Source organism: Lacihabitans sp. CS3-21 (genome assembly GCF_024343675.1).
GTDB lineage: Bacteria > Bacteroidota > Bacteroidia > Cytophagales > Spirosomataceae > Leadbetterella.
Genome location: NZ_RJUD01000001.1, coordinates 27,540 through 39,753, shown reverse-complemented (window position 1 = coordinate 39,753; position 12,214 = coordinate 27,540). Strand labels below are relative to the sequence as shown.

Annotated in this window: 9 protein-coding genes; 7 read left to right on the top strand and 2 right to left on the bottom strand. The window is 37.6% G+C overall.

Going from position 1 to position 12,214, the window contains the following annotated elements; translation table 11 throughout:
- Positions 1-4: 4 nt before the first annotated feature.
- Entirely contained in the window at positions 5-865 is an 861-nt protein-coding gene (locus tag EGI24_RS00155) for an AraC family transcriptional regulator (protein WP_255046118.1), read from the bottom strand.
- Positions 866-998: 133 nt separating this feature from the next.
- Here EGI24_RS00155 and EGI24_RS00150 point away from each other — a divergent pair, with 133 nt between their 5' ends.
- The 3 genes from EGI24_RS00150 (at position 999) to EGI24_RS00140 (ending at position 3,301) form a co-directional block, all read left to right on the top strand.
- On the top strand, positions 999-1,994 hold the full coding sequence (locus EGI24_RS00150; protein ID WP_255046116.1) for a phytanoyl-CoA dioxygenase family protein: 996 nt from the start codon (positions 999-1,001) through the stop codon (positions 1,992-1,994).
- An 8-nt stretch (positions 1,995-2,002) separates the two neighbouring features.
- Positions 2,003-2,392 carry a Dabb family protein gene (locus EGI24_RS00145; protein ID WP_255046115.1) on the top strand — a complete coding sequence of 130 codons (390 nt, stop codon included), beginning with the start codon at positions 2,003-2,005 and terminating at the stop codon, positions 2,390-2,392.
- A 90-nt stretch (positions 2,393-2,482) separates the two neighbouring features.
- The gene (locus tag EGI24_RS00140) at positions 2,483-3,301 is read left to right on the top strand and encodes an aldo/keto reductase (protein ID WP_255046114.1); all 819 of its coding nucleotides are present in this window, start codon (positions 2,483-2,485) and stop codon (positions 3,299-3,301) included.
- Here EGI24_RS00140 and EGI24_RS00135 read toward each other — a convergent pair.
- On the bottom strand, positions 3,298-4,179 hold the full coding sequence (locus EGI24_RS00135; RefSeq protein WP_255046113.1) for a MerR family transcriptional regulator: 882 nt from the start codon (positions 4,177-4,179) through the stop codon (positions 3,298-3,300). The two genes, EGI24_RS00140 and EGI24_RS00135, sit on opposite strands and share 4 nt — an antisense overlap.
- 191 nt (positions 4,180-4,370) lie before the next feature.
- Here EGI24_RS00135 and EGI24_RS00130 point away from each other — a divergent pair, with 191 nt between their 5' ends.
- The 4 genes from EGI24_RS00130 to EGI24_RS00115 all read left to right on the top strand — a co-directional run bounded on the left by EGI24_RS00130 (position 4,371) and on the right by EGI24_RS00115 (position 12,208).
- Entirely contained in the window at positions 4,371-6,260 is a 1,890-nt protein-coding gene (locus EGI24_RS00130; protein WP_255046111.1) for an AraC family transcriptional regulator, read from the top strand.
- Positions 6,261-6,492: 232 nt separating this feature from the next.
- Positions 6,493-7,545: a glycosyl hydrolase 53 family protein gene (locus EGI24_RS00125; RefSeq protein ID WP_255046110.1), complete on the top strand. Its 1,053-nt coding sequence runs from the start codon at positions 6,493-6,495 to the stop codon at positions 7,543-7,545.
- 33 nt (positions 7,546-7,578) lie between these two features.
- Positions 7,579-10,578, top strand: a complete 3,000-nt coding sequence (locus EGI24_RS00120; protein WP_255046109.1) for a SusC/RagA family TonB-linked outer membrane protein — start codon at positions 7,579-7,581, stop codon at positions 10,576-10,578.
- 25 nt (positions 10,579-10,603) lie between these two features.
- Complete coding sequence (locus EGI24_RS00115) at positions 10,604-12,208, top strand: RagB/SusD family nutrient uptake outer membrane protein (RefSeq protein WP_255046108.1); 1,605 nt, start codon at positions 10,604-10,606, stop codon at positions 12,206-12,208.
- The last annotated feature ends 6 nt before the right edge of the window (positions 12,209-12,214 follow it).

The following is a 12,214-nucleotide window of genomic DNA, read 5'->3' as shown; positions in this document are numbered from 1 at the left end:
TTTTTTACAATTTACTATACTTTTTCCGAAAGGAAGATGGATTTTCGCCCATTACTTTCTTGAAGGTTCTGTTAAAATACGAAAGACTGTCAAAACCAGCGTCAAAACACGTTTCTGAAACGTTTTTGTGATTCATGAGCATAAGTTTGGCTTGGTTGATACGGTAATTATTCAAGAACTCTGTAAAGCTCAGCTTGGTCATTTTTTTGAAATATCTACAAAAAGCGGCAGTACTTAAATTGCTCAATTGAGCAATTTCTATCAAATCTATTTTTCTCGTGTAATTGATTTCTATAAACATATTAATTTTTCTGAGCCGTTCCTCTTCTTTTTTATTATACTGATTTTTAGGTATTTCTGTGTGAAGAAGCATGTAGTCATTCGTTTCACCTAATATTTTGAAAATCTCTAGCATACTCAAGAACTGTTCAAAGGAAGTCAATTTAGTAGTTTTTTTGAATTTTTCACCAACAAGTTTTTTGACATTTTCACCGAAAGCAATACCGTATTTTGATTTTTCAAAAAGAGAAGCAATGGCCTCCAGCTCGGGTGTGTTGAGTAGCTCGTTTTTAAGAAATTGCGGCTGAATGTGCAACACAGTTTTCAGATATTCAGTTTTTATACCATAGTCGAAGTTGAGATGCGGAATATATGAACCAATAAACACGAGGTCGCTTTCGTTAAAATTCCCCACGTGTTCACCCACATGTCTTTTACCTGCCGCGGCTTCAATGAATACCAACTCATATTCAGGATGAAAATGCCACAAGAAAAAATCATTAAGTTTTGGGTTTACCAACCAATGAAACGAACTTTTTTCTTGGTCAGGAACAATTTTTTCAAGAATTAATTTATCATTTGACACTATAATATATTATTTGTATAAAAAAACTTTTAAAAAGGTCAATATTGTTCAAATATAGGCAAATTTTGAGAATGTTTTCCTGATTTTTTAATCCCAAATTTGTATATTATTTAAATATAAAGTATAAATATTTATGGAAAACCTTAATATTGGAATGGTGCCTACAATGGCTCCCACTATGATACCAAACACCAATCATCTCGATATTCCGGGCAATCCTTCTACGGCCACCAGCAGTCAAATTGCCTTAAACGACCGCTCTAATGGTGCTCCTTTAAGAGTTTTGAGCGAAGAGGACTGGAAGTTTTGGATAGAAAACGGTTATGTAATCATTAAAAATGCGGTTCCTAGAGAGCAAGCATTGGAAACGGCCGCTTTCTTATGGGAATTTGAAGAAAAAGACCCAAATGACGAAACTACATGGTACACTGCTCCAAGAGCCGAAATGAAGATGAAAGAACTTGGTGGCACAGGTATGGTAGAAGTTTATAACAACCAGCACTTGTGGAACAACCGCCAGATGCAGCGTGTGTACGATGCTTTTGTGGACATTTGGGGAACAGAGAAACTTTGGGTAACGATAGACAGAGCCAACTTAAATTTCCCAATTCGTCCGGGATTTGAGTATAAAGGATTTATTCATTGGGATTATGACCCAGAAACCAAACCCGTAAACGTGCAAGGCGTATTGGCATTAGCTGACCAAACCGACGAAAACATGGGTGGCTTTCAGTGTATTCCTGAGCTATACAGAACCTACGACACCTGGAAACTTACCCAGCCCGAAGACAGAAACCGATTTAAACCAGACACTTCTGCTTTTGAGGGACAGTTCCATAAAGTGAAATTGGAAGCAGGTGACTTGCTGATATTCAACAGCTTAGAGCCACATGGCATTCGCCCTAATAATTCAACAAATAAGGTACGCGTAGCTCAGTACATATCAATGATGCCAGCCGAAGATGACAACCAAGCCATGCGAGACTGGCGAGTAAATTCATGGAAAAACCGCATAGCACCAGAAGGTTATGCATTTCCGGGAGATCCAAGAAATTGGGAACAAACTAAATACGGTGTGGCAGAATTAAACGATTTAGGTAAAAAACTTTTAGGTATTGAAAAATGGTAACCAAAATTATGAAATCAAAATTTAGATTATTTTTATACGTGTTTATAATTTCTTTGACGTCAACTCAAGTTTTTTCTCAAGGAAAATCAAGCAAGAAATTACTTAGACATGTTGTTATTTTTAAATTTAACGACAGTTCCTCAGCCGAAGACGTTCAAAATGTGGCAGATACATTTTATGCATTAAAGAAATCAGTGCCTCAAATAAAGGATATGGAATGGGGAATAAATAATAGTCCTGAACAGTTTAATCAGGGTTTTACACATTGTTTTATAATAAGTTTTAAATCCGAGAAGGACCTAGCAGATTATCAAAATGATCCTAGCCACAAAGCGTTTCAAGAGGTGTTAAAACCTCACATGGAGAAGGTTTTTGTGGTAGATTATTGGGTAAAATAATCTATAAATTTTTCTAGCAGATTTATTTAAATTTATATTTGGATAAATCTGCTTTTTTAATGGCCATTATTGATTTGAAAATTTAATATTATGATATCTCAACCAACAGTAACGCTAAACAATGGCGTGGAAATGCCATTATTAGGCCTTGGTGTATTTGATATGCATCATCAAGAAGCAGAACAAGCTGTAGCGTGGGCTTTGGAAATCGGCTACCGATTGATTGACACGGCCTCAATGTACGAAAATGAGATGCAAATAGGCAATGCAATTCGAACCAGTTCGGTGGTGAGAGAAGAAATATTTCTGACTACCAAAGTCAATGATAAAGACCAAGGCTATGCCAATACTTTACGAGCTTTTGACTATAGTCTAGAACTTTTGCAAACCGATTATGTGGACTTATATTTAATTCACTGGCCTATAAAAGCCACAAGAAAAGAAACATGGAGAGCTTTGGAAAAAATTTATGAGTCTGGCAAAGCTCGGGCTATTGGCGTGGCCAATTATTTAGAGCCTTTTTTAGACGAACTTTTGATGTATTCAGATATTGTACCTGCAGTTAATCAGGTAGAGTTTAGTCCGTTTTTGTATTTGGAAAGCTTAAAATCGAAATGCGAGAAACTAGGAACTGTTTTACAAGCCTACACACCTTTGGTTCGAGGACTAAAAATGAACGATAATCTACTTCAAAGTTTGGCAAAAAAATATGAGAAAACACCCGCTCAGATAATTCTGAGGTGGAATGTTCAGCATGGAGTTTCACCGATTCCGAAGTCTAGTAACTTGTTGAGGATAAAGGAGAACTTTGATATTTTTGATTTTGCAATTGCTGAAAGTGATATGAATATCTTGAATTCGCTCCATGAAGATTTTAGAGTAGTTGACAACCCGATAGATTTACTCTAAGGATTTGCTCCTAACGCAACAAGCTGATTGACTGTTTGGATAACCGTAATATTTTCGGTTAGCTCCAGTTTCTGACTAACTACCTGCATACCAGTAAGGTATATGGTTTGATCGTGAAAAGTTGTACCCATTTTGGTAATGTAGTTCTGTACATCTTGGGAAGTAGAAAACGAAGTAAATGCTGAAAAAACAAAATTTGGTTTCTCCTTTTCAATAATAAATTTAAGCTCCTCAAAAGGCAAACTTTGTCCCAAATAAATCACCTTCTTTCCCATATTTTTAAAAATATAGTAAGCGAACAAAATTCCGATTTCATGATATTCACCTTCGGGTGTATACACCACTACTTTTTCGGCTTGAGGGTCATAATTTGTTGGTAATTTGTCAATTTCGACGACGATTTTCTGCCTGATAAGGTTTGTAATGAAGTGTTCTTGCGACGGTCCGATGGAACCTGAGAGCCAAAGTATGCCAATTTTAGTTAGAAACGGATAAATGACGTTTACCATGGTTTTTTCTATACCATGTGTTTCTATATTTTTGTTGATAATAGTTTCAAAAGACTGTTCATCGATATCAATCATTGCAATAGTCAAGGCCTGTATTTGATCTGAGTATTGCATCACTTTATCTGAAAGCGAAAACACCTCTTCTTTAATTTCCGACTCTTTCAGTTTGGCTATTTCCGAAATTTTGTAGCCATGATCTTTAAGCGTGGATATATTGAGCAAAAGCTTCAACTCCTGGTCACTATACGTACGGATATTTGTATCAGACCTTTGGGGAACCAACATTTTGTACCTCTGCTCCCATATTCTGAGGGTATGGGCTTTAATGCCTGAAAGCTGTTCGAGGTCTCGGATGGAGTATTGGCTCATTTCATTTGTAGTATTCAGTTAACAAAGTTATCAACTATTTATATACGAAATTGTTTAATAGTTTTTTAAACAATGAATTTTAGTATTTCTATTATACTAGATCAAACAACAAAAGTAGTTCATATTATTGGATTATACTTACTGGTCAATTATCTCAAAAATTTGCTTACTTTTGAACAAACTATTCATCAATGGTTCTTAAAAATACTTTTAGCCCACATTTATCCAAAATGTTGTGCTTCTATTTTTTCTTTTTGAGTCAGCTTATTTCGGCACAAGTAAAAATAGAGGTAGAAGTATTGTCGCCATTTTTAGATGCTAATAAGCCATTATTTGTAGCCCTTGACTACAACAAATGGAACCCTGGCGACCCTGCCTATATTCTTATTAAAGAAAAAGAAAACCTCTATTCTATTGTTCTTGAAAACGTTCCTTCAAGCTTTGAATATAAATTTACCCAAGGAAGCTGGATGTTGGTAGAAGGTACTCCCAGTGGTGAAGGACTGCCCAACAGGAGCTTTGATAGAAATGTGACAAAGTCGAGTATTGTCAAGGCAAAAATATTGGGCTGGGAAAAGCAAGTAGCCTATGATATAATAGTGGATAATATTCCTGAAAACACCCCTAAAGATGCAGAAATTTACGTTTCAGGTAATTTCAATAATTGGGAGTCAGGCAATGCCGACTATCAACTCAAAAGAAATATTCAAGGGCAATATACCACCAGGATTTATTCTGATATGGCCAAATTGGAGTTTAAATTTACGAGAGGTACCTGGGAATCGGTAGAAGCTAGAGAAAGTGGAAAAGCCAGACCAAACAGGATAATCTATCGCAGTTCGGACATCAACAATAAGTCAGTAAATGTGACCATTGAAGGCTGGGAAGACCTCATGGGTACGCTTCATGTTTATTCGCTTTTCGACTTTTTACTGCTATTTGCAGTATTTCAAGGCATATTGTTGGTCATTGCAATTCCTCTCATTCAGAATGCCAATATTGAGGCCAATCGTTGGCTCATACTTTCAATTATTATTTCATCAATGAGCATTTTGTTATACTTGATGTCCAATTTCCAGACTTTTGTTAATCGTTTTCCGGGAATAGTAATATTGCATGACTTCATTTACTTTGTTTATGCTCCAATTTTTTATTTTTATTTAATAAAACTGCTCTATAATGTTCACTTTCTTCCTTCAAAGTGGTACTTACACTTCGTGCCATTTATGGTCCAATTTTTTGTTTACTTACCTTTTTTGATGCAAAACGACAAACGCTTTTTGTTGGATTTGATGGAGCAAAAGCTTATTTTAACCTATATATTTGGTGGGGCAGGCATTTTTGGTTTACTATGGAATGTGTATTATTGGTATCTTTTTAGAAAAACGATTGTTGCTTATAAACTCGAATTTCAGACCAATTTATCATACGAACAAAACCTCAACTATCTAAATACCGTTTCTGTAATTCAGTTTGTCGTTTTGTGCTTTTGGGCATTTTCTATTGTAGCTATCTTGGTTGGGCATTATTTCAACATTGACAATATCAGGCTATTTGAAAACAGTGTGGACCTCACTTGGTTAGCTTTTTCTATTATCACTTATTTTGTTGGATACTTCGCCATACATCAGTCAGAGACCTTCAAAGCACAGCCTCAAAAGATTTCCATTTTTGACGATTTGCTTGAAACGGCGGTTAATTTGAATCAAAAAGTAGTTGCCAATGATCCTGAGCATATTAAAAAGGATGTTGAAAAGTTAGAGAAATTTATGGTAGACCACAGTCCGTTTAAAAACCCAAAAGTCAGTCTGAGCGAACTCGCCTCACAGATTCAAATACCGTCACATCTATTGTCGAAAATCATCAACGACCATTATCACCAAAACTTCTTCGACTTCATCAATCATTACAGAATAGAGGAGTTTAAGAAAATGGTCATTGATCCTAAAAACCAAAATCTTACCTTCTTGGGATTGGCTTATGAAGTAGGATTTAATTCTAAGACTGCTTTTAACCGCTCTTTCAAAAAAATCACTAACCAGACTCCTAGAGAATACTTGGACAGTATAAAATTACAGTAGAAAAAAGGTGCCATTTTATAAATCGGCACTTTTTATTTTCGTAAGGTTCTAATATTCAAACCATTGTATCAAACAAAAAATTATTAGAAAAATACAAAATGGGGCGAAGTCTATTTTTCTGACCTATACCTTTGCATCTCAAAATACTTAAATAAAAAAGGTGCAAAGTCCAAAAGCCAAATTTTCATTACTAGTTTTAATGGCAGCTTTGTCATTGAACAGTTGCAGTCAAATGGCAAGCCCTAAGCCTAGTTTTTATCTTGGTGCAGATCTTTCTTATGTAAATGAACTTGAAGATTGTGGCGGAATTTATAGAGAAAAAGGTGAAAAAGTGGAACCTTATGGATACTTTGCCCAAAGAGGTTCAAACCTTATAAGATTGCGTCTTTGGCACACACCAGAGTTTAACAAATATTCCTCACTTGCCGATGTGGAGAAGTCACTGAAAAGAGCCAAAAATGCTGGTCAGTCGGTTTTGTTAAATTTTCATTATTCCGACAACTGGGCCGATCCTTCCAAACAAATTATGCCTAAAGCTTGGCAAAAAATAAATAACCTAAATACCCTTGGTGACTCCGTTTATAATTACACTTTATCAACTCTCAGTTATTTAAAGTCCCGAGGTCTTACACCCGAAATGGTCCAAATTGGCAATGAGACCAATATCGGTATCATTCAACATCCCGATTCGGCCAGCAACGGTCCTATAAATTGGAAACGCAATGCATTCTTGCTCAACAAAGGTTTAGAAGCAGTAGGTTTTTTTAACCAAACCAACAGCCTGAAAGTAGAAACGATGTTACACGTAGCTCAGCCCGAAAACGCCGAACCTTGGTTTAAAGACGCCTACCAATTTGAGGTAAAAAACTACGACTGGGTTGGTTTGAGTTATTATCCCAAATGGTCCAAGTATGATTTGAACCAGCTGGAAAACACCATAAAAACACTGAAAAACACCTACAGTAAACGAGTGATGATAGTAGAAACGGGCTATCCTTACACTGCAAAAGAATTTGACAAAGCAAACAATATGCTTGGGGCAGATGCAGCCCTAAAAAATTATCCAATATCACCTGAAGGTCAGCTGAGTTTTATGGTTGATCTCGTAAAAAGATGCAAAAATGTGGGGGCTGAAGGCGTAATTTATTGGGAACCTGCCTGGATTTCTAGCAGTTGCAAAACGCAATGGGGTACAGGTTCACATTGGGAAAACGCTTCATTTTTTGATGCAGATAATGGCAATGAAGCATTGCCTGTTTTTAAATTTTTTAAACCGATTTTTTAATATTTTATACTTTAACTTAAACTTTATTTCAAGATGCAAAAAAACAAACGCAATCGAAATTTAAGGTCATCAACTTCCGGCTTCGGCATCTTTGCTGTTTTCTTGTTGATGATTTTTGGAAATGTTGCTTTTGCCCAAAAAACTATTACGGGCAAGGTGACCGATGCCACAGACAAATCAGAAATGATTGGTGTGACGGTGTCAGTAAAAGGAACAACCGTCGGTACACAAACTGACTTGAGTGGAAACTACTCCATTGCTGTTCCGAATAACCAAGCCATTTTGGTATATTCTTTTATTGGAAAAACCAGCAAAGAGGTATTGGTAGGAACTCAAACAGCTATCAACGTAGTTTTGGTAGACGACTCCAAGTTGCTGGAAGAAGTTGTGGTGGTAGCCTATGGTACGCGTAAAAAAGCTGATCTTACGGGTTCTGTAATAGCGATAAATTCTAAGGATTTTCAAAAAGGAAACATACAATCTTCAGAGCAGTTGCTACAAGGTAAAGTGGCTGGTTTACAGGTAACTAGTGGTGGTGGTTCTGCCGGCGGAGGTAGCACAATCCGTATCAGAGGTACGGCCTCATTAAACGCCAGCAACGACCCCTTGATTGTAATAGACGGGATACCAGTAGAAGGAAATGGCATTGCTGGTTCAGCCAACCTACTGAACACCATCAATCCAAATGATATAGAGAGTATGTCAGTATTGAAAGATGCCTCAGCGGCAGCCCTTTATGGCTCAAGAGCTTCAAATGGTGTTATTATTATCACCACAAAAAAAGGCACTTCGGGTAAGCCAACTTTCAATTTTAATACCGCTGTTTCGGCCAGTGAGGTATTTACAAAAGTAGATGTACTTACAGGAGATCAGGTAAGAGAAATAATCACTGCAAGAGCTGCCAAAACTGGTGACAATACTTATAAAAACCTTTTAGGAACTGAAAATACCGATTGGCAAGATCAGATTTTCCGTACGGCCTTGGGTACAGACAATAACTTAAGTGCGGGTGGTACTTACAAAAAAGTGCCATTTAGAGTGTCTTTGGGTTACTCTAATCAAAACGGTATCTTGAAAACCAACAATTTCAATCGTACCTCAGCCGCAATCAATCTTAGCCCTAAGTTTTTGGACAATGCATTAGCAGTTAATGTTAACCTAAAATTGGCTAATACCAATAACCGTTTTGCAGATGAAGGAGCCATAGGCTCTGCCCTTAGAATGGACCCCACAAAACCAGTTATGACCGATAACCCATACGGCGGATACTACCAATGGTTAGACGGCCAAGGCAAGTACAAACAACTTTCTGGGTTTAATCCTTTAGGTTTGCTGGAGCAACGTGACAATACTTCTACTGTAAATAGATTAATCGGAAATATTGAATTAGATTATAAACTGCCATTCTTACCAGACTTGCATGTAAGAACCAACCTTGGTTTAGATAACACCAAAGGTAGTGGCACAGACTTGATTAATGCACTTTCGGCTACAAACTATTTAACAAACGGACGACTAACCGACTACAAACAAGGCAAGTCAAACAAACTTTGGGATGTGTCTTTGTTCTATGAAAAAGACCTTGCAAGCATAAAAAGTAAAATAGACGTGTTGGCATTACACTCTTATCAGGACTTTGTAACCAATGTATTTAATTTCCCAGCCTACAGTGCTGACGGTAAAACAATCATCCCTGGCACCGAGCCTATTTTTGCAACAGATAAACCACAATATCGACTGGACTCCTATCTTGGAAGAGTCAATTATACCTTCATGGGAAAATATTTGGCCACGGCTTCCATTCGTAGAGATGCGTCATCGAAATTCTCCCCAGCAACAAGAGTGGGTTATTTCCCTGCTGTAGCCTTGGCATGGAAAGTTAGAGACGATATTTTCTCAAATAGCAAAATAGTTTCTGATATGAAACTTAGAGTTGGATACGGTGTGACTGGACAGCAAGATTTTGGACAGTATTATCCATACATGGCCAGATATGCCCAAAGTACTGCAACTGCCCAATACCAATTCGGTGATAAATTCTATACTTTCTACCGTCCTGCGGCTTTTGATGCAAACATTTCTTGGGAAACTACTACTACCAAAAACTTGGGCTTAGATTTCGGATTTGCTAACAACAGAATCAGCGGTACAGTGGAGCTTTTCCAAAAAGACACCAAAGACTTATTGGCGACAGTTCCTGTAGCCTATGGTTCTACGTTTGATATCAACTTATTCACCAATGTGGGTAGTTTGACCAACAAAGGAGTAGAAGTTGTGCTGAATACTACACCTATCAAAAAAGACAAACTTCGTTGGGATCTAGGATTCAATTTCACAAAAAACAATACCAAAATCACAGCATTACGTAAACAAGAAGATCCTAATTTCACAGGAATACCTGTTAGTGGAATTTCGGGAGGAACTGGTAACTCTATTGGCTTGCATGCCATTGGGCAATGGCCGTATACTTATTATGTTTTTCAACAAGTATATGACGAAAATGGTACACCGCTTGAAGGTGTTTATGTGGACCGAAATACGGATGGCCAGATTAACGATGCGGATAGATATTTATTCCAAAAACCCGCTCCAACAATGTTATTTGGTGTAAATACTTCTTTAAACTACAATAAGTTTACTTTTAGTGCCTCTGGACATGCCATGGTGGGCAATTATTTATACAACAACCTACAGTCAGAGCGATCAGTACTTAGAAATTTGATAGACCCACTTTTGGTGATCAACAATGCCACGACGCTTCTAACAAAAACCAATTTCTTTAATAACAGATACCTTTCTGATTATTACATAGAAAATGCTTCTTTCTTCAGATTGGACAATGTGAACGTTGGATATTATGTAGGTAAAGTTTTTGGTAATACTACTTTAAGCTTGAATGCAAGTGTAAACAACGTGTTTTTTGTTACCAAATACAGTGGTTTAGATCCTGAAAACTCAAGTGCATCGGGCGTTGACAACACCATTTATCCTCGTCCAAGAGTTTACTCGTTTGGTTTAAACTTTGATTTTTGATAATTATTAAAAAGAAGAAAAAACAATGAAAAATATATTAAAAAAATTCTCAGTTGCTTTGCTCACGACAGCCTTCATTACTTCGTGTTCAAACAAACTCGACTTGTTTCCTCAGAACGATTTTACGCCAGATAAGGCCTACTCTAGTGTAGAAGGATACAATTCTGTACTTGCAAAAATATATGGAGCCCTTTCTGTGGGTGGAAACACTGGCGGAGGTGGTCAACCTGACATTACTGGACTTGATGAAGGTTCACAAATAGCCTTTATTCGTCCCTTTTTCAATATGCAGGAGCTACCAACCGACGAAGCCATGGTGACTTGGAATGACCAAACAATTAAAGACTTCCATAACCTATCTTGGACCAGCACTGACCCGTTTATCAAAGGTATGTATGCACGTCCGATCTGGAATGTGGCCCTTATCAACGAGTTTATCCGTGAGTCTTCAGATGCCAAATTCGCCGAAAGAGGAATCACCGGAGCCAACGCTACCAACATTAAAAATGCGGTGGCTGAAGTTAGATTCTTACGTGCTTTTAACTACTGGGCAGCCATGGATCTTTTTGGCAAATATTCTTTCTTGACAGAAGCTGATGCTGTAGGCGTTACGCCTGTGGAAAAATCTTCATCTGAGCTTTTTAACTATATAGAAAAAGAATTGAAGGAGGTAGAGAACTTACTTCCGGCAGCCAAAACTGCCGTTTATGGACGAGTGGATAAAAGTGCTGCTCAGGCACTTTTGGCCAGAATGTATTTAAACGCCAAAACATATATTGGAACAGAGAAAAATACAGAAGCCGCCGCTTATGCAAAGAAAGTTATAGATGCTGGCTATGCTTTGACTCCGAAATATAGTGAACTTTTTCAAGCAGACAATCATACCAAAACTGGCGAAATTATTTGGGCTATCAACTGCGACGGACTTAAAACTCAGGGTTACGGAAACACGACTTTCTTAGCACATGCAGCCGCGGGCGACGATTATCCAGACTTTGGCGTAAATAGTGGTTGGGCTGGGTACAGAGCAACAAAAGGGCTTTCAAGTAAGTTTTTTAGTGGCAATACTACTACAACAAATGATAAGCGTGCTCTTTTCACCACTTCAAAATTTAAGATTGATCCAGTGGAAAATGAAATTGATGATGTCAGCAATTTTAAAAATGGCGTTCATGTAAAAAAATGGACCAACAATTATACTTCCGGAGCTAAAGGAAATGATATCACAGGTAATTTTGTGGATACTGACTTCCCGATTTTCCGTCTTTCGGAGATGTATTTGATTTATGCTGAGGCGGTTTTGAGAGGTGGTACAGGTGACAATGCCACTGCACTTTCTTACATCAACAAGATCAGAGAAAGAGCCTACGGAAACAATTCAGGAAACATCACAGCAAATAGCCTTACGCTTCAGTTTATCCTAGATGAGCGTGCTCGTGAGTTGTATTGGGAAGGCCACCGTCGTACAGACCTTATTCGTTTCGACCAACTTACCACTTCAACTTATGTTTGGCCTTGGAAAGGTGGCGTAATGGCGGGTAGAGCGGTTGATACGAAATATAAGTTGTTCCCGATTCCAGCTGAGGCACGTACGGTAAATACCAATTTGTCACAAAACACAGGTTATTAATCACTA